Here is a 20,722-nt window from a genome sequence, read left to right on the forward strand (position 1 = left end):
CGCCTCTCATGCGAAGCTCACTGACCATCTGCTAGGTTCAACACTGGGGGCATGGTTGCCAACTTGGAAGCGAAGGACCCCCAAAATGAAACAGATCTTGGCGATTGCAGCACTGGCCCTTACCGGCACATTTGCTCCGCTTGCTCATGCACAAGACGACATCGCGTTGGGTGAGCCGGGGTATGGCGGGACTGGCTGCCCGGGTGGCAGCGTCTCGGCGACCCTAAGTCCTGACGCAAAATCACTGAGCCTGCTGTTCGACGCCTATTCGGTCGAGGCGGGTGGCGACACCGGCAGGACGTTCGACCGCAAGAGCTGCAACGTTGCCATCCCGGTACTCGTCCCCCAGGGCCTTTCCATCTCCGTCCTGGCCATCGATTACCGCGGCTACAACAATGTCCCCGTCGGCGCCAACTCGCAGTTCAACGTCGAGTACTTCTTCGCGGGCGCTCGCGGCCCGACCTTCACCCGGAGGTTCAACGGCCCCAAGGACGAGGACTATCTGATCCACAATGAGCTGGTGGCACAGGCGATCGTCTGGTCGGCCTGCGGTGCAGACGTGAACCTGCGCACCAACTCGAGCATCAGGGTCACCACCACCGGCAACAAGCAGGCCCTCGCAACCGTTGATTCCGAGGACGTGAGCGCCGCCATCGTCTACCTGCTTCAGTGGAAGCAGTGCTAGCGCACCTCACCCGGGCAAAGGGGACGGCACGCGCCGTCCCGCTTGCTCGGGGACGGACGCCGGGAGTCGGCGAATAGCAGGAGGCTTGGGGGTAGGAACGGGGAGTTTCACCGTGCGAGCCTTACTGTTGGCCTTATCCATTCTCGCGATCAGCCTGCCTGCCTACGCCCAGACCGGTTTGCGCCTGGGCAAGGCAAGCTACGGCGGAACAGGCTGTCCCGCCGGCACCGCAGCAGTGGCGCTGAGTGCCGACAAGAAGAGCCTCAGCCTGAGGTTCGATCGCTACCAGGTCGCGGCAGGCGGAAGCCGCAGCTTCGACCGCAAGAGCTGCAACCTGGCCATCCCCCTCAGTGTTCCCCAGGGCATCTCGGTCTCGGTCGTGGCGGTGGACTATCGCGGCGTCAACCGGCTGCCGGCCGGCGCCAAGGCGCAGTTCAGGGCAGAATACTTCTTCGCCGGAGGGCGCGGGCCGGTCCTGACGCGCGCCTTCGATGGACCGCTGCAGGGGCGGTTCGCGTTCTCCGACACGATCGCCGCCAGGGTGTGGTCGGCATGCGGGGCCGACGTCATCCTGCGCAGCAACACCAGCCTGCGCGTCAGCACCAGCGGGGGGCGCGCGGCATCCTCGAGCATCAGGTCGCAGGACATCAAGACCGCCATCGTCTACCGCCTGCAGTGGCGGAAATGCTAGAAAGGCCAGCGCATGAACATCAAGTTCGTTTTCGGCTTCCTGACACTGGCACTCGCCAGCCCCCTTGCTACCGCTGTCATGGCGCAGGACGGATGCCCGCAGGGCACCTATTCGGTGGTCAACTCGCCCGACGGCACGGCCCTGAGCATTCTCTTCGATGCGTTCCTGGTTTCCGCTGGGGACGAGCAAAAGCAGTGCAGCCTGTCGGTTCCCCTGCATCTGCCGGAGGGCTACAGCCTCGGCGTCTACCGGGTCGACTATCGCGGCTATGCGCACCTGGCGCGCAAGGAAACATCGGAGCTAACCGTCGACTACCAGCTGGGCCCGCGCAACAAGGGCCGCCACTTCCGCCGCACCACCAAGGGCGAGCACGATGGCGAGTTCCTGTTCACCGAAAACATCGGCGCCGGCCTGATGAAACGGGTGGGTTGCGGCGACGAGGCCGTCCTCAACGTCTCGGTGAAACTGGCGCTGACCGGCGCAGGGGAGGCGATGGCGACGCTGGACTCGGCAGACGGCGCCGCCAAGGGTGGGCTGATCTACTACTTCGACACCAAGAAATGTAAACCGTGACCGCCCTGGGCCATGAGTTGCCTCTCGTGGGCGACTGCTTTGAGCCATAGGCCATCGTCGCCCTTGCCTAGCTCCCGTGGTGGCGGCTACGGATCGGAGGAACGGTGACAGGCGCGCATTTTGACGGATACAAGCCCGCTAGTGTTGTTTCGCACGCCCTATTTCCGGGGGCCGGTGCCGCTCGAGGGCGTGCCGGCGGGGCTACGCGGACATTTCACCACCGATGCAGCCCGGATTGCGGAAGCCGACGCGGTGGTGTTTCACATCCCCGACTGGAGGCCTAGCCAGTTACACGACACGCCGAAATATCCCGGACAAATGTGGGTGCTGTGGTCGATGGAAAGCGCCATCAACTACCCGCGCATGGCCGACCCTGCGTTCCTCAGCCATTTCGACCTGACGGTTACCTACGAGCGTACGGCTGACGTCTGGTCGTCTTACCTGCCGGGCCTCCCGCGATGGAACGCGGCCCTTGGCTTGACGCAGCCCGAGAAGACGGAGGCTGCCCCGCTCGTCATGTTCCAGACGGCGATCATAGATGGGTGCGGCCGCAACGCCTTTTCGCGCGCCCTGATGCGGCAGATTAACGTCGACTCCTACGGACGGGTCTATCGCAACCGCGAGCTCGGCGAGGACAAGGGCCGGCAGAGCAAGCTCGACACCATCGCGCGCTACCGCTTCTGCCTGTCGCTCGAGAACTCGATCGGCATCGATTACGTCACCGAGAAGCTGTTCGATCCGCTGATGGTGGGTACCGTGCCGGTCTACCGGGGGGCCCCGAACGCGGCCGAGTTCGCGCCTGAGCACTCGTATATCGACGCCGAGGCCTATGGCGGAACCAAGGGCCTCGCGGAGTACCTGCGACATCTGATGAACAGCCCGGACGAGTACGAGGCCTACTTCGCCTGGCGTAGCAAGCCGCTGCCGGTGTGGATGCGCGAGAAGCTGGAGGCGACGGCGACGCCCTATTGGGTCCGGCTTCTCGAACTGGTCCGCGAGGCACGGGCCAATCACAGGCGGGGCAGGCCCAGCCTTCCCTTCGGGCTCAGGGCTGCGTTGTCCGCGCGCAGCACGCGGCTGGCTCGGCGGTTGGCCGGCAAGCCGACGACGAAGGTGCAGTTCCAGTGACGGCAGATCCGGCTAGCCGCGACGCGGCGCACACCCTGCTTTGCGCCTGCATCAGGTTCGATGCCGATGCGGCGCACGCCGATGAGCTCAAGGTGCGCATCGACGCGATCGGGTGGGACCGCTTGCTTGCTTACGCCGACGAGCAGCGCCTGGGGTCGGTGCTGGTGCGCGCGGTGGCGCGGCTGCGGCTCGCCCCGGCGGTGCCGCCGCTGACGTTGCCGGATGGACGGATGACGGTCACCAAGGCTCTCGCCCAGCGCGAGGCTGACCATGTCGCCCGTCGGCTGGTCCTCGGGGAGCGCCTCGCGGAGATCACAACGGCCCTCGGTCGCGCGGGGATCGTGCCAATCGCGCTCAAGGGAGGCCGCTCGATCGTCACTGGGCGGCCCGACTGGCGGCACTTGCGCGACATGGACCTGCTCGTTGCGCCGCACCAGGCAGTCGAGGCGCAGGAAATCGTACTGTCGCTGGGGTATCGGCCGGACGGCAAGCCCCGCCCTCGGCTCGTCCATCACCACCTGCATGAGCTCTATCGTGACGACCTGCCCGGCTGGATCGAGATCCACCGTCGCGGTGGCCCGTCGCGGGTAGAGCAGTTCCTGCCCACCGCAGAGCTGATCGGTGCCGCAGTCGCCTCCCCGACTGGTGTCGCGGTATTGCCGCCCCAGCTCAGCGTGCTGCACGGCATGGTGCACCACCATGTCGGGCACCGCGCCGTGAAGCGGGCGCTGATCGAGCCCAAGGGCCTCTACGAGTTCGCCGCCGAGGTGATGGAGTTGGGTGCGGACGAACGTGACGCACTGGTCGCGCGAGCGGCGCGCCATCCGCGGCTGCTGGCGATCCTCGAGCTCTGGGTTGCGGCGGCGGTCGACTTGTTCGGCATGCCCGTTGTGGCGCCGCTGCGGCTGGCCGAGGACGCCATGCAGTGGTGGGACAACATGCGCACAGCCGAGGGTGAGACAGGCATCGGTCCGGAACTGCGTGCGGCCAGGCACCCGGAGCGCATGCGGCGAGCCCAGGGCGGCGAAAGCACCCTGCGACGGATGTACTGGTGGCTCGCGATGCCGCTGACCTTCGTCAAGCGGCCGATGATCCTGCCTCGACCGATGCGCCGCCAAGCGCCAACGCCTTGACGCGGTACTCGAGCACATCGGGTGCAGCGGCGGCGGCGCGGGCGAATGCCGCGGCGGCGCCGGTCCGATCCCCCATGCGCAGGAGCGCAAGCCCCATGAGGTCGTGGGCGTAGCAGCCAAAGATCCGCCGGTCATGCGCCAGAAGGTCGTCACAGAGGCTCTCCGCATCCTGGGCGACGAGCGCTTCCAGATCGGCCAGTGCGGCATCGGGCGCGCCGGCGTCGATCTGGGCGTGCGCGCGAAGGAAGCGAAGACTCCAGTTGGCGGGGTAGAGTTGAAGCCCGGTCTCGATCAACTCGCGCACATCCTCGCCGCGTTGCGCGCGGAGGCGGGCGTGGGTGTGAATCAGCATGCTGCGGAGGATGCGGCTCGATCGATCGGCAGGCACGGCGCGCGCCACGCCTTCCCCCGAGACGGCGATCGCCTCGTCTGTCTCACCGAGCCCGGCGAGGGTGTGTGCGAGGTCGTTCCAGTAGTAAACGCGGTCCGGATCGCGGAGGACGGCTGCCCGCAACAGTGGCAGGTTGCGCAGGTACTTCCGGGTCATATCGCCGTCATAACCCAGGTGGACGAGCTTTGCCGGCACGTCGATCACGCGGGCGCCGATGTCTCGCTGCAAGACGTCGAGATCAGGCCGGATCGTCTCGTGCATGGCGCCCTTGAAACGCAGCCGCGGATCATTCCGGAACAGCCGATACTCGCGGAACAGCGTCCGGTTGCTGGCCACTCGGAAGACGAGGCGAGCGCAAAAGACATCGGGCGAGGAAAGGCCCTCGCGCAGGTCCTCGCGCGTTGTTCCTACCAGCCGCTCATCGGCATCGATGTAGAGCAGCCACTCACACGAGGCAGCCGCCAGGCCAACATTACGAGCCGCTGCAAAGTCATCGTGCCACGCATACTCGATCACACGGGCGTCGTGCCGTCGCGCGATATCAATGGAGGCATCGGTGGAGCCCGTATCGACGACGACGACCTCGTCCACGAGGCCTTGCAACGACGACAAGCAGCCGTCGAGAAACAGCTGCTCGTTCTTGACGATCAGGCAGGCGCTGATCCTGGGATCAACGCCCTGCGCTTGATTCACGAAACGTTGCTGGCCGCGAGAGCCGGGCTGACGGTGAGACCGCCGATAGCGAAGGACACCACCACCGGGGCCGCGAAGGCCGAGGTGGTTACCAGCTTGCGCAGCGCGGCGCGGCGGCCCTGGTCAACAGTTTCGAGCGCCTGTTCGAGCCGCTCATGTTCATTCTTTTCGGACAAAGCAATCCCCTAAAAATGATCCCTCAACGACGAAATGTTGGCGCGTAACGTCGATTACGTCAACTGGCTGCGATCTTGCGCAGGTGCCATTCCGCAGTATCGAGGTCTCCGAGCAACAGTTGGTACGCCGGCACCTCGAGCGCGAGGCGGCGCAAGCGGCCAGTAGCGGCGGCAACGCCAGTGCGCGGGAGCATGATCTCGCCCATCAGGCGGCCGAAGGCGTCGTTGCCGGCGATCCGCCGCGCGGCCGAGCGGCCGCCATGGTTGGCAACGAGAAAGACGATCGCGTCGAGGTGTCCGGCGCGAATCACCCATGGCCTGCCGCCCATCGCCGGGCTGACCGAGCGGATCGCTGTGCCATCCCAGTTGAGGATCGATGGCGCCTCGAGTATCGCGGCAGGAAGGCCGGTCACGAGTTGCAGGCTCCCCTCCTTCACGCGCAGCGTGCGAGGCCGGGCGATCACTTCGCTCTCCCGGATCATCAGGTGCTCGTCGCCCTCAACGTCGTGTCCGGCCATCGCGAGGTGCAGCGAGAACGTGCTCTTGCCGCAGCCCTTGTGACCGACCATCAGCACTCGCCGCCCCTCGACCACGACCGTTGCGCCGTGGACGAAAGGGGTATCGGGATCACCCTCGACGAGGTCCGTCAGCACCACCCGGTGCATGGCGCCGATCAGGTGATTGGGCGTGCCTTCGATGCTCCCCTCACCCGGCACCGAAGCGACGAGGAAGCCGTCCCGAAAGTGGATCGGAACATCGACGGGCTCGAGCGACAGCCCCGGCAGCGCAGGCTCGGCTCCAACGAAAGCCAGCAACGCGCCGATCTCGGCGGTGGGGGGATGGAGACGGTACTCGCGTCTCAGGGTGCGGCAGATGACGGGGCGCAAACGACGAGTCCTTCATCGAGCAGCGATGCGAGGCACTCGCGGACCGCCTCCGTGGGCGAGGCGCCGAGGCCAAAGGCATCGGCGAGGAAAATCTCGATCTCGCCGGCGGTCTTGCTGAGGCCGCACAGTTCATAGACGACGAGAGCTGTGGGATTGAGGAAGTGTACCCGCTCGCGGTCATTCTGATAAACCATGGCACCATCCGGAACACGATTGAGCTCGACGCCGTCAACGGTATGGAACTTCGTATCTGGGGTGATTTCGGTCATCGCATCGGTCTCCTTAGGCCGGCAGTCATGTAGCGGCAATGTTGCGCAGTCGGCAAGCGAGGCGCTCGACGGCTTGCGCCCGGTCGTAGCTTGCGCGGACGATTTCGTGCGCGGCCCCGGCCCGTGCGGCGCTCGCCTCGCGGTTCTGCAGCGCATCCAGAATGGCTGCGGCAAAGTCATCGGCTTCGTCTGCGACGAGCACGTCGCGGCCGGCGACGAGGGGCAAGCCACGGGCCCCAAGGCTGGTGGTGACGATCGGGACCCGATGCGCTGCAGCTTCCAGGAGCTTCATCCGGGTCCCTGCCCCGGCGCGCAGCGGAGCAACGAAAAGCGTTGCAGCGGCATATGCATCGGCAACGTCGGGGACGTCGCCGCGCAGCTCGACGCCGGGATGCGTTCCGAGATCGTCCACACGGTCGGGGTCGCGGCCGACGAGCACTAGCCGAACGGGTCGCTTGGCCCGCCTCTGCACGATCGGCCAAATGTCGTGCACCAGCCAGCGCGCTGCATCGACATTGGGTGAGTAGCCGAACGCGCCGAGGAACAGCAGCGTCCCGCCATCGTCGCTGCGGTCGTACTGGCCTGGGAGGACTACCGCATTCTCGATGATTTCCAGCGCCAGACCGGGATGCCGCCGGTCAATCCATTCCGCGTCGCGCTCGCTTGAAATGAAGTGCCGGATGACACCGGACGCCGAGCGGTCGATTAGGGCGGACATTGCCGTGGCCTCGGCCTCTGCCCAGGTAGCGCCGACCGGATCACTATCGCGCAGCGTCGCCCCGACCTCCTGGCAGGAGGTCCATTCGTCCTCATCGAGGTCCATCGTCGCGCGGGTTCCCGATACAACCGAGAGCGCGTCGGCGAGATAGGAGCGGCCGACATGGACCAGATCGTATGTCCCCTGCCCCACAACAGCCCGAAGCTCGGTCAGCACCGGCAGGGAGAGGTGGGCGGCCAGCGAACTGCGGCTGTACGACCGAAACGCCGCGACGCGAGCTATCGGATCGGTCAATCGCACCAAAAGCGAAAAGTGCGTGTCCTGCCTCCCCGCCACCGGGATGGATGTCGTCTGCACGCCGAGTTCGTCGGGCAGCGTTTGCGGATTCTGGGATCCTCCGGCGATGGGGAGGACCACTAGGTGCGTGTCGAACGCCCGGCTCAAGGCCTCGAGGAACATGCCCTGCCGCATGGCAAGGCCGTTGCCGGAGCGAGCCGGCATGATCGGCGCGATGTGCAGCGCCCGTGGGCGATCGTTCATCCGGGAATCTCGGCGCGGATGTAACCGACCTCGAATTTCAGGCTGCGATCGACGTCGCGGTGCATTGGTGGTTGCCCCAGGCCGTCGGCCAAGGTGCGCAGCCGCTCGCCGACACCTTGGTCTGGCTGGGTTTGGGCCAGATGCTGGAGGCGATCCCGCACGCCGGGGATGACTTCTGACAACAACCTGAGCGCATCACCCAGCCGCGGCTGGGGGTCGTCGTGCCCTCCGAAGGCCCCGCCCGCCCGCAGCAGGTCGTCGATGAGCCCGGCCTGGTCCGGGCTCGGCACGGACTGGCCGCGTCCTCCAGGAACGAGGCTGACGTTGACCGTCGGCAATCTATGTCGCCTGCCTCTCCAAACGTTGTCGGTGCCACGCTCCAGCACGTAACTCTGCTGGTCGCCCCCGGAGAGGATCAGCCGCACCTTGTCGCCGGTCACCTCGACCCACCAGTGGCGGCGGTCGGCGGCCCGCCCTTGGCCGATCTCGGCGTGTGGTTCGAACTTGATGGAGAAGGTCGGCTCGTCGCCTGCTTCGAATACGAGCGATCCCAGCGCGATCAGTTGTTGCTCGATCTCCCGCGCATCAAGGCTGCGGTCGGGCGGGGTGAAGACGTGGCCGCTCCAGCGGCGTTCGAGTTCCGCGAGGGCGGCAAGACAGGCCGTCTGGTGCTGGAAGCCGAACAGCTCCCGCTGCTCCGCCCCGTACTGCCATTTGGCGTTGGTGCGGTGCTGGAACAGGGCGTTGCCCTCGAAGTCACGCTGCACGAGCATGAACTCGTCGACATAAGGCCGGTGGGGAACGAGCGCGTACGGCGCGCCCAGCATCTGCCATGCCAACAGGTATGTGTCCTTGTCACCGTAGATCAGCTGATAGATGTCGTCGGCCGCCTCGTTCAACCTCACGGCGGCGGCGAGCCCTGCCGCGTGGCGGCGGCGATCGACGAGAAGCTGGCCGCTCTCGAACGAGACGGCGCGTCGCGGCTCGAGCCCCAGCAGCGGCCAGATGCCGTTGTCTTTGCGCAGATCGACGATGTCGGGCCAGAACACCGCGCCGGTCTCGGAATATTGCGGCCAGTCGAAACAGGCGGCCGGCTCGCTGACCGGGACTTGATCTGCATCGAGCAACAGCACCTCGGCAAAGCGGCTGTGCAGAAGGGCGAACGACTTGAGCTGCCAGCCGTCCTGGATGTTTACGCCCGTCGCTGCGATGAGCGGCACTGCATCGACCAGCCGGACATCAAGAGGCTGCACCAGGGCCGCCATGGCCGGAGAAATCTCGGCCTGGCCGAAGTACCAAAGCTCCACCGGGATCGATGACCCCAGCGTATGCCGGAGCACATTCAGCAGCACATAGGCATTGGTGAAGATCCGCGCGCCGCCGGCCACAACGACGAGCCCTCGCCCGGTGCCTTCGAGGGGCGGCTGATCGCGCGCCGCAGTTCGGATCTGGGTGGCCAGCTGCCGGACACGTTCGGCTGCAGCCTCTGCCTGGTTCATCGATCGACCCTGATGGATGCCACGACGGCCACCGACCGATCGCAGCTTGCGCCTTGTGCGCTCATTAGATTTGATCGCGCCGCCCGGAGCAACCATGTCGACGACGCAAGTGCCAGATCCCAACATCCTGATCCTGACCCCGATGAAGAGCGCGGCGCGTCACCTGCCCCGCTATGTCGAACTGATCGAGCAACTGGACTGGCCGCGCGAGCAGCTGTCAGTCGCGTTGCTCGAAGGGGACAGCACGGACGATACCCATGAGGTCGCCGAGGCGCTGCTGCCACGGCTAAGCAGCCGGACTCGGCGAGCGGAGCTGTTCCATCGCGATTTCGGCTTTTCGATTCCGGCTGGCGTGCCGCGCTGGGCCCCCGCTTTTCAGCTGATGCGGCGGGCGGTGCTGGCACGGGCCCGCAACCACCTGCTCTTCCGCGCACTCGACGACGAGGACTGGGTGCTGTGGATCGATGTCGACGTCATCGACTATCCAGCCGACGTGCTGCGGCGGCTGCTGGCGACCGGGTTCGATATCGTTGTGCCCAATTGCGTCAAGCGGCCCGGCGGCAAGACCTTCGACGCCAACAACTGGACCAACGGCGGCGCGACGACGCTGTCGGATCGGAGAGGCAGCGGCGCCATGCGGCTCGATGCTGTCGGCGGCACGATGCTGCTGGTCCGCGCGGACCTCCACCGGGACGGGCTGGTATTCCCGCCTTACCCCTATGGCGTCGAGAGCACGCATGTTCGCCCGCGCCATCCGGTATGGGGCAAGGGAGAGATCGAGACCGAGGGCCTTGGCGTCATGGCGGCTGACATGGGCATCCAATGCTGGGGCCTGCCGGACCTCGAGATCATCCATGCCGATGAGTAATCTCATCCGCAGGCTGCGGGGACAGGCTCGGTTGGTGAACATCGAACTCATCGGCCTGCCGCGCTTCCGCATGGAGACGCATGGAAGGGCCGACATATTCGTGTCGACCGCTATCGAGGACTGGGGCAGTTGGGAGGGCAGCAGCACCGCCATCGTGCTGCAGCTGCTGCGCAACGCAGTGGACTTCATCGATGTCGGGGCCAATATCGGCTGGTACACGCTGGTCGCGGCGCATGCGCTGGCTGGCCGCGGGCACGTCCACAGCTTCGAGCCCGATCCCGCCCATCTCGCCAAGCTCAGGGCCAATGTCGCGGTGAACCGGCTCGACAACGTCACTGTCAGCGAGCTGGCGCTGTCGGACCATAGCGGGACGGCAACACTTCACCTCAGTGCGCTCAACCGGGGCGACAACAGCCTTTTGCCCCTAGCAACGCGGCAGGGTTCGGCAACAGTGAAGCTGGGACGCCTCGACGATTATTCCGGATTGAGCCGCGAGCGTCCCCTCATCATCAAGATCGACGTACAGGGTAGCGAGATCGACGTTCTTGCAGGCGCTCGCACGCTGCTCGAGAGCCATCCGCACGAGATTGTGCTGCTGTGCGAGATCTCGCCTTCCGCACTCGCAGCGGGCGGACGAAAGGCGCGGGAGCTCACCGGCTTGCTCGACGAGCTGGGCTTCTTGGCGGCGCGCATCGACCGCGTCAGCCCGCGGATCATCCCGATGAGCTGGGAGCGGGTGGTAGAGATCCTCGTTGCCGAGGATGCGCGGAGCCCAGGGGCAGACGGCGATGTTGTCGCCTACCGACGCATCGACGGGCTGATGGCGCCGATTTTCAGTGGAACAGGATTTCAGCAAGCATGACCAGACATGTATTGGTCCTCGGTGCCGGTGGGTTCATCGGCACGCACCTGGTTCGCCGGCTCAGCGCCGAAGGCTGCCGGGTCCACGGGGTGGATCTGAAACACCCCGAGTTCTCTGCCTCGGCCGCCGACCACTTCACCATCGCGGATCTTCGCGACCCACAGGCCTGCAGCGCGGTCATCGACCGACCCTATGACGAGGTCTATCAGCTGGCCGCCGACATGGGCGGCGCCGGCTACATCTTTTCCGGCGACAACGACGCGCAGATCATGCGCAACTCCATGGCGATCAACCTGAACGTGGCTGAGTGTAGCGCGCGGCAGGGCGTCAAGCGCCTGTTCTATTCTTCATCGGCCTGCATCTACCCGGCCCGCAACCAGACCGATCCGGCGCACCCCGATTGCAGCGAAGACTCGGCCTATCCGGCCGATCCCGACAGCGAGTACGGATGGGAGAAGTTGTTCTCCGAGCGGCTCTACATGGCGCACGCGCGAAACTCCGGAATGGCGGTGCGGATTGCGCGCTACCACAATGTGTTCGGCCCGGAAGGCGCGTGGAACGGCGGGCGCGAGAAGGCTCCAGCCGCCATCTGCCGCAAAGTCGCCGTGGCGCAGAGCGGCGACGAGATCGAGGTCTGGGGCGACGGCAGGCAGACCCGCTCGTTCCTCTATGTCGATGAGTGCCTTGAGGGAACACTGCGCCTGATGCGCTCGGACTTCAGCGGCCCGGTCAATATCGGCTCCGACGAGATGGTAAGTGTCGACACGCTCGTCGATATGGTCGCGGCAATCGCCGGCAAGCGGCTTCACAAACGCCACGTCGCCGGCCCCACCGGCGTCCGGGGCCGCTCGTCCGACAACCACCTGATCGAAGAACGCCTGCAGTGGCGGCCCACTGCTAAACTGCAAGACGGGCTCAAAATGACCTATGCGTGGGTCGAAAAGCAGATTGCGCTCACCGATTGAGCCCACGCTCGGGCAAATTCGTCCGAGCGTCGGGAGCAAGTCTCTGCTCTATGGCCAGGGGTATTCCGGCACTTCGATTCCGGCTGCAGCCAGCCGTTCGGCAACGATGCGCCTGTACTTCACAGCGTTCCCGACCTTGGCCACGCGAAGCGTCGCGACCTCGCCCGCCGAGAACGGCACATAGTTCGGGGGCAGAGAAGGACCCGCCCACGTTTCCATGATGTAGTTGAGCACGTCCGCAATCTCGGCATCGGAAAGGCTCGAGCCGATGACGCCGGGGACATGCATCAGGTACGCCCGCCCCTCGGGCAGCCCGGCAAAGGCGCCGACCTGATCGACGAAGTTGGGTATTCCCGCGCCGGGTAGTCCGGTGCCATCGGCGACGTGGCAGCCGATGCAGCGCAGCACATAGTTGGTTTCGGCCGTTCGATCTGCGGCCACGGCGCCCGTAGCGAAGACGAGCGATAGCAGGAAGAGCAGCGCGCGCGTCATGGGAGCAGTCCCTTTCGAAGCGATCGTAGGTCGGCGTGCGTGAGTGGAGCCCCCCGCGTTTCCCTAAACAGCTCAGGTGCAATGGTGAGGCCCAGACCGTTGAGGTCGTTGAGGACATAGTCCGCCACAGCCGACATATCTTGGTCCGACATCCACGCCTGCGACGGCATGGCAAGCCCGGTATAGGTGTTGCCGTCGGCGACAATGGTCCCCGACAGACCGCCGGTTAGAACGCCAGCGACGTAGCTTGCGGCTTTCCCACCCAGCGCGCCCCAGAGCTCACTGTCCACCAGCGGTGGCGCGAGGCCCGGCGACCCCACGCCGCCGAGTTGGTGGCAGCCGCTGCAGTTGTCGTTGAAGAGCAACTCGCCGGCCTCTCCCGCATGAGCTGGCGCTGCGAGCAGCGCCAGCACGACTGGAATTGGCGAAAGCCTCATTCGGCGATACCGACGACAACCGAGAGGGTGCAATGGATGCCCTTGTCGCCATTGGCCACGCACCAGCTGGATTCGCTGGCGAGCCCCATGCGATAGCCGGGCCGATCGCCTTCCTGGCGCGAACAGCCGCCGTCGCCACAGCTGCCGCCCTTGCCGCAACAATCGTTGTAGGAGACGAGGTAATCCTTGCCGTCGTTGGGGTTGCGGCAGGTGCCGACCCAGGCGACCTTGGACGGCGTCGAACCAGGCGGGCATTGCGTCACCGACCCGCCGCACTGGGTGCAAAGCGTCCCGTGCAGGGAGCAGTATCGCCAGTATTCGCAGTCGGTCGGAAGCTCCTCCGGCTCGCCGAACCCTCGGGCGAAGGCGACGCCGTTCGAATTGTCGTAGGGAAGCATGGGGAGGACGGCGCCCCCGACCAGTGCCCAGCCTGCCTTCTGCAGGAAGCTGCGGCGGCCGGCGACGCTGGCGATGCGACGCGCTTTAGCCTCCGCCATCGTGTCCATCCATTCCATTACATTGTCGATAAAGCTGGCCACTGTGGCTCTCCGTCTTGAAGGGGCTTTCGGGTCGCGTGTCCCACGCGGCTAGTGCTGAACTGCCGGCTGCCGGTCCAGGTAGGACTGGATCGACGCGACGTTCATGTCGAAGGCATTGAAGAGGCTGTCGAACTGCTCGCGGCTGTTGATCAGGCCCTTGGCGCGAATGGTGCCGTGCTGGTCGAGGAGGACCGCGTAGGGCAGCCGTGCCACGCGATAGGCGAGGCCGAGTTCCGTGGACACCACGTAGGGATAGCTCGAGAGTTCGGCGGTTTCGATGAAGCGCTGATGCTGCGCCTTCTCTCCATCGCTGGCGAACACAACATCGAGCCAGCTCCCCTCCGCCTTGCGGACCGATTTGATGATCGGCAGCAGCTTCTTGCAAACCGGACAGGTGGGGGAGAGGAAGAAGACGAGCGTCGACCGGCCCGGCCTTGGGCCCAGCGCGACGGAGCCGCCGGTGAGGCTGGGCAGGTTGAACAAGGGCGTCTGCTGGCCGACCTCGGGGCCGGAGTCGTTGACCAGAGCGCCCATGGGAGAAACCCGCTCGAACAGGATGCCGACCTGGCGGCCAAGGGCCAGCAGCGCGACCGTCAGAGCGACGACCATCAGAAAAAGGGCGGCAAGTGCAAAGATGATGAGGTTCATGTCTTGGATTCCTGGATCACGGTCAGCGCGAGAGTCGAGCTACGGATGAGTTTGCGATAAGCTGCTCGGCGAGCAGGAAGGCGACCCAGAGCGAGATGCCGCACGCTATGGCTGTTATCGCGCCGGCTACATCGAGCGCGTAGGGACCAAGCATTGCCGCTCCGATGGCGAGCAGCGCCAGGACGGCGTTGCGCCCCACCAGCGTCCACGACAGGGGCTGGACCGCGCCGCCGCAGCCGCACTCGATGCTGGTGCGCCCGCGCCGGATGTTCACGGCCATGGCGCCGGCGTAAATCGCCAGCAGCGTGGCCGCCAGAAGCAGGCCGGAGGCCTGTGCGCCCTGCACCAGTTGCAGCAGGACAGCCGCGAGCTCCGCCCCCACGATGCCCATCGACACCGGCCGCACGAGCCGTTCGCCGAACAACTTGTAGTCGGCGACGAAACCGGTGAACTCGGTGAAGGCCCCGAGCTTGTGCCAAGCCGCGCGCACGAAGATCAGGGCGACGAAGACGGTGGTGGCCGCGGACGCCAGCGACCCGAACGAGCTCTCCGTCATGGCGAACTCGTCAGCGTTGTGGCGAAACCGAAGTCCGATTGCTCGGCGGCCTTCTTGACCGCGAACCTGGCCACCGGATCAACCTCGTACTTGAAGACCTTCGAGCTGCCGATGCTGACGCCGTAGAGCGTCGGCACGGCACCGTCGGTAACGTGGATGCCGTTGAGGTCGTCCACGTTGGAGCGATAGAGAAGCTTCTTGTTGTCGAGGTCGTAGGCCCAGACCTCGCTGGCCCCGTGATAGTGGCTGCCGTCGTGGTGATCGGCCGCCATCGGCACAAACAGGATGTTGTTGGCATCGTTGTAGGCGACGACGCTGTAGCCACTTGTGCCCCAGTTCCCCTCGACTCCCTCGGTCATCGGCGTGACGCTGACTGACTTGATCACGCCATCCCGGTCGGACAGCCGGTAGACATTGGCGTGGTAGGAGACGAACAGCAGGTCGCCCTTGGCGCGATCGGACGCCAGGTAGATCGGGTCGCTATCGGGGTCGAAGATCTTGTCGCTCTTCTGGCTCTCGAAGGTCGTACCGTCTTCGCTGAGGGAGAAGGTGGTGAAGGCACCGTCATTGCAGATGGCCGAAAAGCCGTGGCCTTCGAGCGTCGGGTAGATTCCGAAGCACCCCGGCGAGGGAACTTCCTGGACGACCAAGCCCTTCTGGAGGTCGACAACCGTCACCGAGGTGGCAGGCGTCGCGTTCTGCACATAGAGGAACCGTTCGTCGGCGCTCAGTTGCAGCAGCGCCTTGTCGTCCGTGTATTGCGTCACCTTGAGGGGAAGGACGATCTCCGTCTTCAGCGTGTTGGTGGGCACGTCGAAGATCTGGAGGACGTGCTCGCCGCTGCCGGATGCGAGCCGCGAATAGAACCCGGAGACCAGGTAAACGGTGTTCCCATCCTTCGAGACTGCGAAGTGGCTCTGGGCGCCACCGGAGACGCTGCCCTTCAGGGTGAGGTCGTCGGCTGAATAGAAGTAGACCGCGCTCGGCCCGCCGCGCCAGTTCTGCATGTTGACAAAGACGTTGGGCCCCGGGTCCATTCTCTCCTTGCTCGAAACGGTCTCGGGCACGAACTGGGCGTCCTGGCCGAGCGTGCTTCCCACCATTGCATTTCCGATGAGGCATGCAGCGCAGAGCGCGGCTGACAGTTTGTGGGCCATTCGGGTCTCCATCACGGTAAGGCCGCATCCCAATCACCGCACCGGCGGTCCGGAAATCCGCTTTCGGAGAAATGTTTGCCTACGAAATAGGCATAGCGTGACCTTGCCCACGCCTTAAGCAGACGCTACGGTCTGGGCCAGAGATCCGATCCGTGCCCCGCTCTGCAACCTTTATCGCCAGGTCCTACGCCGACGCATCCGAACAGGAGGGCGCCCTGGTCGGCTGGGAGCAACGCTACATCCAGGTCGGTCGTGGACGCTTCGAAGGCGCTACGGCGTTCCTCGATTTCGGAGGTATCTCGGTCGGGGAGGAGCGGCTGAATGTGGATGTCGCCGAGTCGACCTCGCCTCCGCCGGGCAAGGTGGCGATCATCGTTCACAACGAGATGGTCCACGGCCGGATAAATGGGCAGCAGTCGTCGGCGCAGCTGTTTCTGCACCGAGGCGGGCACCAGATCGACCTCTCGACAGGGACAGCCCAGGGCTGTTCCTTCTACCTAGTCGCCGACGAGACTGCGTTCGCAGACATCGATTTCCGCAAACTACCCACAATCGGCCCAATCACCGGCTATTCGGAAGCTGACGAACTGGCCCGCTGGATTTCCTCGGTCATCTCGTCCGCGCCCGAGACACTGCGCCGGTCCCCAGGAGCGCTCGAGCGGGTGCTTCCCGCGATGCTGTCGGAGCGGATATCGGAGATATGCGAACACGCAAGCCACGGCACCGTCGTGCACTTGCGCGAGTCCTACGCCCACTCGCTGTTCAGCCGCGCACGCAAGCGCGTGGACGACATGCCGGACGATGGCCTGACTGTCGCCGCCCTCGCCGACGAACTGAGGGTACAGCAGCATGTCCTCCGGCAGGCTTTCATCGAGTCGACGGGGGTTAGTCCACGCGTCTGGCTGCGGCAGCACCGGTTGGGCCGGGCGCGCCGGGCAATGCTCCGACCCGACGGCCAGCCGAGGACTGTGGCGCAGATCGCCACGGAAGCCGGCTTCTTCCATCTGGGGCGCTTCGCGGCGTACTACGCGGAAACATTCCACGAGAGCCCGATCGAGACGCTGCGCGCCGCCGCGGGACTGTAGGTGGCGCGAACGCGCACAATCTGGGAACACCCACCGTTCGCAACGCGTCGTGCAAGGCCGGACAACCGAACGACCGCTTCGCGCCAAGAGTGGACTCTCGGAGAGCGGTGTCGGTAGAGCGCTACCTGGGATGGACCGGGCTGCTGGCGTGAAGAAAACCCGGAGAGTGCCAAGCTGGCGAGGCACTCTCCGGCGAGCATAGGCCCCTAGGCTACCCCCTGGCCTTCAGATAGGCATCGGCCTGCTTCGCCATCTCCGCGCGGAGAATGTCGAGGCCTGCGGCGTCTGCGGCGCTCTTGAGCTTGTCCAACTGGACATCGACATCGGCCAGCCCGTGGAACAGGGGATTGGCGTGCTGGATGATCACATTGTTCATCTGTGCCGCCTCCTGCTTGACCGGGGTGACGTCGGGGATGAACGAGGCGAAGGTGTCGGTGGTGAAGTTGTCGTAGTTCTGTGCCCAGTCGAAGACCTTTTTCTCGGACTCGGTCATGAACGAGGAGCGACGCTCGAGGCTGGCTCGCCACAGCAGCGCGTAGCCGGGGAACGAGTATTGGCTGAGCTGGTTCAGCCCGTCGTCGCCGACAGCTTCCCAGTCGGTGCCCTCGATGCCGTATTCGAGGAGGTCGTGGTTGGCCTTCACCGAGAGCCAATCCTGCAGCGCCAGCGCCCGGTCGACGTCACCGCCATTGGCGTTCACCACCACCATGTTGTCGGCCTGGAAGGTCTGCACCGGCTTGACCTCACTGAACGGTTTGCCGAACGGCAGCACCTGGGCGAGGCGCGCTTCCGGAACCGCCTTCTTCAGGCCGACGAGCGCGTTGCTGGCAAGGCCATCGGTGATCGACCAACCGCTGGCAATGCGGCCGGCCTGGAACTGGCTCTGGATGGTGGCCGAGTCCGAATTGAACGGATCGGCATTGATGATGCCGTCCTCGTGGTACTTGCGGATCTTTCGCAGGGCGGCGACCACGCCCTCGTCTTCCCAGAAGGGAATCGGACTGGAGGAGCCAGTGGTCGCGGCGTCCTTGGCCAGCAGGAACCGCAGGCCCGAGCCCGCGAACAGGTATTGCATGCGGGTCGGATCTTCCCACGATTGCTGGTTGAACATGCCGGTCGGCGTCGGCACGGCCAGCACCCAGGTCGTATTGCTCGCGATACCGAACGGTGTGATCCCGGACTCCTTCTCCTTGATGGCGTAGAAGAAGCGCTCGAGGGTGTCGAAGTCCTGGATTTCGCCAAAGCCGTGCTTTTCGGCGAGATCCTGGCGGATGCTGAAGTGCTGCACACGGCCGGCACTGTTGACCTGCGGGATGCCCCAGAGCTTGCCGTTCCAGCTGTTGGTTTCGATCAGCTTGGGGGCGATCTGCGCCTTGAGGTTGGGCCACTTGTCGATCTGGCCGGTGAGGTCGGCGAGGGAGCCGTCCTGCTGCAGCTGCGCCATGTTCAGCCACAGTGCCTGTAGCGCGGTGTCGAACTCGGCGCCGGCGGTGAATTTCAGCAGCGCCTGCTGGCCGTAGTTGCTCCAGTTGATGAACTGCGCATCGAGGGTGAAGCCGTGCTCGGCCTGGAGAGCGGCATTGGCCTTGTCCAGCACGGCCTTCCAGTTGCTCGGCGCCTGCGACGGCAGGATGGTCAGCGACGTGCCCGAAAGGCCCTGGCCGTAAGCCCGCGACATGCCGCCGGTAAAGGCGGCACCAAGGCCCGCTGCGCCGCTGAGGGCGAGGAAGTTTCGGCGACTGAAGTTACGTGTCATATCGGTATGCTCCTCCTGATTTCTCGCGGCTCTGGTCGGGAGTGCCGCTACCCCTTGGTGGCGCCCAGGGTGATGCCCTTGACGAAGAAGCGTTGCGCGAACGGGTAGGCCAAAAGGATCGGGCCGACCGTCAGCACCGTCATGGCGAAGCGCAGCTGATAGACCGGGATCGCGGCCTCCGCGGCCGTCGCGCCCGGAAGCGAGGTGGCATTGGTGACGTTGGCGATGAGGTTCTGGAGGATCAGCTGCAGCGGATACTTGTCCGGATCGGACACGAACAGCAGCGCCATGAACCACTCGTTCCAGTACGTAACGGCGTAGAAGAGACCGAGCACGGCGAGGATCGGCTTCGATAGCGGCAGGATGATCTGGAAGAAGATCCTGAGCTCGCCGGCGCCGTCGATGCGGGCAGCGTCGAGGATCTCCTCGGGGAGCTGGCGGAAGAAGCTGACGGTGATGAAGATGAGGAACGGCGCCAGCATGATCGGCAGGATCACCGAGAACCAGCTGTTGGAAAGGTTGAGCACCTGCGTCACCAGCAGGTAAAGCGGCACGAGCCCGCCGTGGAACAGCATCGGCACGTAGGAAAAGACGGTCAGCGAGCGGCTGATCCAGGGCAGCCGACGAGCGATCACCCAGGCGAGCGACGCCGTGCAGGAGACCGACAACAGGGTGCCGACGAGGGTGATGAACGCCGAGGCGGCATAGCCGTTGAGCAGCGATTGCCCGCTGAACAGCATCTGGTAGGCGGTGAGCGAGAAGGGTTGAGGGAAAAGGCTGTAGCCCTGGGTGGCCAGCACCGACTCGTCGGTGAGGGAGCCGGCGATGATCATCCACAGGGGGATCAGGCAGAAAAGCCCAAAGAGCGTCACTACGACATAGCTGACGGCGGTGAAGGGCTCCGGACGCCGCCTTGCCTTGCGGCGCGTTGCCGGCGTCGTCGTTCCCTGAGACTTCGATATGCCCTGCCCGGCAAGGCTCTCGTTGTAGCCAGCCGTGCTCATAGGACGCTGCTCTCTTTCTGGAAGCGGCGCTGCACGAGGACGGCGGCCGTGACGAAGAAAAACCCGACGACCGACTGGAACAGGCCGATGGCGGCCGTCGTGCCAAAGTCCCCTATGGTCCTCAGGGAGCGGAAGACATAGGTGTCGATGACGTCGGTCGTCGGGAAGAGAATGCCGTTGTCCTGGACGATGGCGTAGATGGTCGCGAAGTCGCCGAAGAAGATGCGCCCCACCCCAAGCACCATGAGCACGCCCAAGGTGGGCAGCAGCAGCGGCGTGGTGATGGAGAGCGCCATCCGCGCGCGGCTGGCGCCATCGATGGCGGCGGCCTCGTAGACTTCCTCGGAGATCGAGGTGATGGCGGCAAGGAAGATGACCGAGGTGTAGCCGCCCAGCTGCCAGATCTTGACGATGGTCAGGATCCACGGCCAGGCATCGGGCTCGGTGTACCAGCTGACCTGCGGCACATCGATGATGCTGAGCAGGTTGTTGAGCAGCCCGCCGCTGCCGCCAACGCCGGAGAGGATCACCTGCAGCATGATGCTGATGACGATCGGCGAGACGAAATAGGGAAAGAAGATCGTCGACTGCATGAAGCGGCGATAAAGGCTGCCGCGGATCTCGTTGAGCATCAGCGCGAGGATCAGGCCGGTCAGCAGCGAGGCACTGAGGAACAGCGCGTTGAGAAAGAGCGTGTTGGCGACGATGGTGAGAGCGTCGCCGCTGGCAAGGAAATAGCGGAAGTTCGCAAAACCGTTCCACGGGCTGCCGAAGATGCCGTCGCGAATGTTGAAGTCCTTAAAGGCCACAACCAGGCCGGCCATCGGCCCGTAGGCGAAGACCGCGAACCAGGCGATGCCCGGCAACGCCAGAACCAGCAACAGAAGACTATCTCGCGATGACAGCCCGCGCTTCCGCGAGGCTGCGACAACGGCTTTCCCTTGCACGATGCCCTCCTCCGGCATAGTGT

The 20,722-nt window shown here is 65.0% G+C and carries 24 protein-coding genes; 9 read left to right on the plus strand and 15 right to left on the minus strand.

Going from position 1 to position 20,722, the window contains the following annotated elements:
* The first annotated feature begins 85 nt into the window (after positions 1-85).
* The 5 genes from AC1DYL_RS02210 to AC1DYL_RS02230 all read left to right on the plus strand — a co-directional run bounded on the left by AC1DYL_RS02210 (position 86) and on the right by AC1DYL_RS02230 (position 4,210).
* Positions 86-685: a DUF4360 domain-containing protein gene (locus AC1DYL_RS02210; RefSeq protein WP_477148644.1), complete on the plus strand. Its 600-nt coding sequence runs from the start codon at positions 86-88 to the stop codon at positions 683-685.
* A gap of 127 nt (positions 686-812) precedes the next feature.
* Positions 813-1,376 carry a DUF4360 domain-containing protein gene (locus AC1DYL_RS02215; protein WP_477171888.1) on the plus strand — a complete coding sequence of 188 codons (564 nt, stop codon included), beginning with the start codon at positions 813-815 and terminating at the stop codon, positions 1,374-1,376.
* Between the two features lie 12 nt (positions 1,377-1,388).
* The gene (locus tag AC1DYL_RS02220) at positions 1,389-1,949 is read left to right on the plus strand and encodes a DUF4360 domain-containing protein (RefSeq protein ID WP_477156480.1); all 561 of its coding nucleotides are present in this window, start codon (positions 1,389-1,391) and stop codon (positions 1,947-1,949) included.
* Positions 1,950-2,069: 120 nt separating this feature from the next.
* Entirely contained in the window at positions 2,070-3,077 is a 1,008-nt protein-coding gene (locus AC1DYL_RS02225; protein WP_477171889.1) for a glycosyltransferase family 10 fucosyltransferase, read from the plus strand.
* Positions 3,074-4,210: a nucleotidyltransferase family protein gene (locus AC1DYL_RS02230; RefSeq protein ID WP_477171890.1), complete on the plus strand. Its 1,137-nt coding sequence runs from the start codon at positions 3,074-3,076 to the stop codon at positions 4,208-4,210. The genes AC1DYL_RS02225 and AC1DYL_RS02230 overlap by 4 nt, the downstream gene beginning before the upstream one ends.
* Here AC1DYL_RS02230 and AC1DYL_RS02235 read toward each other — a convergent pair.
* The 6 genes from AC1DYL_RS02235 to AC1DYL_RS02260 are packed head-to-tail and all read right to left on the minus strand — an operon-like array spanning position 4,155 to position 9,383.
* Positions 4,155-5,294, minus strand: a complete 1,140-nt coding sequence (locus AC1DYL_RS02235) for a glycosyltransferase (RefSeq protein ID WP_477171891.1) — start codon at positions 5,292-5,294, stop codon at positions 4,155-4,157. The genes AC1DYL_RS02230 and AC1DYL_RS02235 overlap by 56 nt on opposite strands.
* The gene (locus AC1DYL_RS02240) at positions 5,291-5,470 is read right to left on the minus strand and encodes a hypothetical protein (RefSeq protein ID WP_477171892.1); all 180 of its coding nucleotides are present in this window, start codon (positions 5,468-5,470) and stop codon (positions 5,291-5,293) included. The genes AC1DYL_RS02235 and AC1DYL_RS02240 overlap by 4 nt, the downstream gene beginning before the upstream one ends.
* 59 nt (positions 5,471-5,529) lie before the next feature.
* A complete protein-coding gene (locus tag AC1DYL_RS02245; RefSeq protein WP_477171893.1) occupies positions 5,530-6,357 on the minus strand; it encodes a hypothetical protein in 828 nt (275 codons plus the stop codon).
* Complete coding sequence (locus AC1DYL_RS02250; protein WP_477148636.1) at positions 6,330-6,626, minus strand: hypothetical protein; 297 nt, start codon at positions 6,624-6,626, stop codon at positions 6,330-6,332. The genes AC1DYL_RS02245 and AC1DYL_RS02250 overlap by 28 nt, the downstream gene beginning before the upstream one ends.
* Positions 6,627-6,651: 25 nt before the next feature.
* On the minus strand, positions 6,652-7,884 hold the full coding sequence (locus AC1DYL_RS02255) for a glycosyltransferase (protein WP_477171894.1): 1,233 nt from the start codon (positions 7,882-7,884) through the stop codon (positions 6,652-6,654).
* A complete protein-coding gene (locus AC1DYL_RS02260; protein WP_477171895.1) occupies positions 7,881-9,383 on the minus strand; it encodes an alpha-mannosyltransferase in 1,503 nt (500 codons plus the stop codon). Before AC1DYL_RS02260 ends, AC1DYL_RS02255 begins: the two co-directional genes overlap by 4 nt.
* 94 nt (positions 9,384-9,477) lie before the next feature.
* On the opposite strand from AC1DYL_RS02260, the gene AC1DYL_RS02265 reads away from it, so the two are divergent.
* From AC1DYL_RS02265 to AC1DYL_RS02275, 3 genes are read left to right on the plus strand one after another with little or no spacing between them, the layout of a single operon-like run.
* Positions 9,478-10,251, plus strand: a complete 774-nt coding sequence (locus AC1DYL_RS02265; protein WP_477171896.1) for a glycosyltransferase family protein — start codon at positions 9,478-9,480, stop codon at positions 10,249-10,251.
* A 34-nt stretch (positions 10,252-10,285) separates the two neighbouring features.
* A complete protein-coding gene (locus AC1DYL_RS02270; protein WP_477171897.1) occupies positions 10,286-11,113 on the plus strand; it encodes an FkbM family methyltransferase in 828 nt (275 codons plus the stop codon).
* A complete protein-coding gene (locus AC1DYL_RS02275) occupies positions 11,110-12,078 on the plus strand; it encodes an NAD-dependent epimerase/dehydratase family protein (RefSeq protein ID WP_477171898.1) in 969 nt (322 codons plus the stop codon). Before AC1DYL_RS02270 ends, AC1DYL_RS02275 begins: the two co-directional genes overlap by 4 nt.
* A gap of 48 nt (positions 12,079-12,126) precedes the next feature.
* Here the strand turns inward: AC1DYL_RS02275 and AC1DYL_RS02280 are convergent, their stop codons facing one another.
* From AC1DYL_RS02280 to AC1DYL_RS02305, 6 genes are read right to left on the minus strand one after another with little or no spacing between them, the layout of a single operon-like run.
* Positions 12,127-12,570 carry a c-type cytochrome gene (locus AC1DYL_RS02280; RefSeq protein WP_477171899.1) on the minus strand — a complete coding sequence of 148 codons (444 nt, stop codon included), beginning with the start codon at positions 12,568-12,570 and terminating at the stop codon, positions 12,127-12,129.
* A complete protein-coding gene (locus tag AC1DYL_RS02285) occupies positions 12,567-13,007 on the minus strand; it encodes a c-type cytochrome (protein WP_477171900.1) in 441 nt (146 codons plus the stop codon). The genes AC1DYL_RS02280 and AC1DYL_RS02285 overlap by 4 nt, the downstream gene beginning before the upstream one ends.
* On the minus strand, positions 13,004-13,546 hold the full coding sequence (locus AC1DYL_RS02290) for a methylamine dehydrogenase light chain (protein WP_477148628.1): 543 nt from the start codon (positions 13,544-13,546) through the stop codon (positions 13,004-13,006). Before AC1DYL_RS02290 ends, AC1DYL_RS02285 begins: the two co-directional genes overlap by 4 nt.
* A gap of 48 nt (positions 13,547-13,594) precedes the next feature.
* Entirely contained in the window at positions 13,595-14,194 is a 600-nt protein-coding gene (gene mauD, locus AC1DYL_RS02295) for a methylamine dehydrogenase accessory protein MauD (protein WP_477171901.1), read from the minus strand.
* A gap of 22 nt (positions 14,195-14,216) precedes the next feature.
* On the minus strand, positions 14,217-14,750 hold the full coding sequence (locus AC1DYL_RS02300) for a MauE/DoxX family redox-associated membrane protein (protein WP_477171902.1): 534 nt from the start codon (positions 14,748-14,750) through the stop codon (positions 14,217-14,219).
* Positions 14,747-15,907 carry an amine dehydrogenase large subunit gene (locus AC1DYL_RS02305; RefSeq protein WP_477171903.1) on the minus strand — a complete coding sequence of 387 codons (1,161 nt, stop codon included), beginning with the start codon at positions 15,905-15,907 and terminating at the stop codon, positions 14,747-14,749. Before AC1DYL_RS02305 ends, AC1DYL_RS02300 begins: the two co-directional genes overlap by 4 nt.
* Positions 15,908-16,059: 152 nt before the next feature.
* Here AC1DYL_RS02305 and AC1DYL_RS02310 point away from each other — a divergent pair, with 152 nt between their 5' ends.
* Positions 16,060-16,992 carry a helix-turn-helix domain-containing protein gene (locus AC1DYL_RS02310; RefSeq protein WP_477171904.1) on the plus strand — a complete coding sequence of 311 codons (933 nt, stop codon included), beginning with the start codon at positions 16,060-16,062 and terminating at the stop codon, positions 16,990-16,992.
* 211 nt (positions 16,993-17,203) lie between these two features.
* Here AC1DYL_RS02310 and AC1DYL_RS02315 read toward each other — a convergent pair whose 3' ends face one another.
* The 3 genes from AC1DYL_RS02315 to AC1DYL_RS02325 are packed head-to-tail and all read right to left on the minus strand — an operon-like array spanning position 17,204 to position 20,699.
* Entirely contained in the window at positions 17,204-18,748 is a 1,545-nt protein-coding gene (locus tag AC1DYL_RS02315; RefSeq protein WP_477171905.1) for an ABC transporter substrate-binding protein, read from the minus strand.
* Between the two features lie 47 nt (positions 18,749-18,795).
* The gene (locus AC1DYL_RS02320; RefSeq protein WP_477171906.1) at positions 18,796-19,752 is read right to left on the minus strand and encodes a carbohydrate ABC transporter permease; all 957 of its coding nucleotides are present in this window, start codon (positions 19,750-19,752) and stop codon (positions 18,796-18,798) included.
* Positions 19,749-20,699, minus strand: a complete 951-nt coding sequence (locus AC1DYL_RS02325) for an ABC transporter permease subunit (RefSeq protein WP_477171907.1) — start codon at positions 20,697-20,699, stop codon at positions 19,749-19,751. Before AC1DYL_RS02325 ends, AC1DYL_RS02320 begins: the two co-directional genes overlap by 4 nt.
* Positions 20,700-20,722 lie beyond the last annotated feature (23 nt).

Source organism: Devosia sp. P1_H9 (assembly GCF_056405135.1).

Coding starts and splice junctions, on each gene's coding strand:
- AC1DYL_RS02210 (WP_477148644.1), top strand. CDS start 86: ATGAAACAGATCTTGGCGATTGCAGCACTGGCCCTTACCGGCACATTT.
- AC1DYL_RS02220 (WP_477156480.1), top strand. CDS start 1,389: ATGAACATCAAGTTCGTTTTCGGCTTCCTGACACTGGCACTCGCCAGC.
- AC1DYL_RS02250 (WP_477148636.1), bottom strand. CDS start 6,626: ATGACCGAAATCACCCCAGATACGAAGTTCCATACCGTTGACGGCGTC.
- AC1DYL_RS02255 (WP_477171894.1), bottom strand. CDS start 7,884: ATGAACGATCGCCCACGGGCGCTGCACATCGCGCCGATCATGCCGGCT.
- AC1DYL_RS02260 (WP_477171895.1), bottom strand. CDS start 9,383: ATGAACCAGGCAGAGGCTGCAGCCGAACGTGTCCGGCAGCTGGCCACC.
- AC1DYL_RS02265 (WP_477171896.1), top strand. CDS start 9,478: ATGTCGACGACGCAAGTGCCAGATCCCAACATCCTGATCCTGACCCCG.
- AC1DYL_RS02275 (WP_477171898.1), top strand. CDS start 11,110: ATGACCAGACATGTATTGGTCCTCGGTGCCGGTGGGTTCATCGGCACG.
- AC1DYL_RS02280 (WP_477171899.1), bottom strand. CDS start 12,570: ATGACGCGCGCGCTGCTCTTCCTGCTATCGCTCGTCTTCGCTACGGGC.
- AC1DYL_RS02285 (WP_477171900.1), bottom strand. CDS start 13,007: ATGAGGCTTTCGCCAATTCCAGTCGTGCTGGCGCTGCTCGCAGCGCCA.
- mauD (WP_477171901.1), bottom strand. CDS start 14,194: ATGAACCTCATCATCTTTGCACTTGCCGCCCTTTTTCTGATGGTCGTC.
- AC1DYL_RS02300 (WP_477171902.1), bottom strand. CDS start 14,750: ATGACGGAGAGCTCGTTCGGGTCGCTGGCGTCCGCGGCCACCACCGTC.
- AC1DYL_RS02305 (WP_477171903.1), bottom strand. CDS start 15,907: ATGGCCCACAAACTGTCAGCCGCGCTCTGCGCTGCATGCCTCATCGGA.
- AC1DYL_RS02315 (WP_477171905.1), bottom strand. CDS start 18,748: ATGACACGTAACTTCAGTCGCCGAAACTTCCTCGCCCTCAGCGGCGCA.
- AC1DYL_RS02320 (WP_477171906.1), bottom strand. CDS start 19,752: ATGAGCACGGCTGGCTACAACGAGAGCCTTGCCGGGCAGGGCATATCG.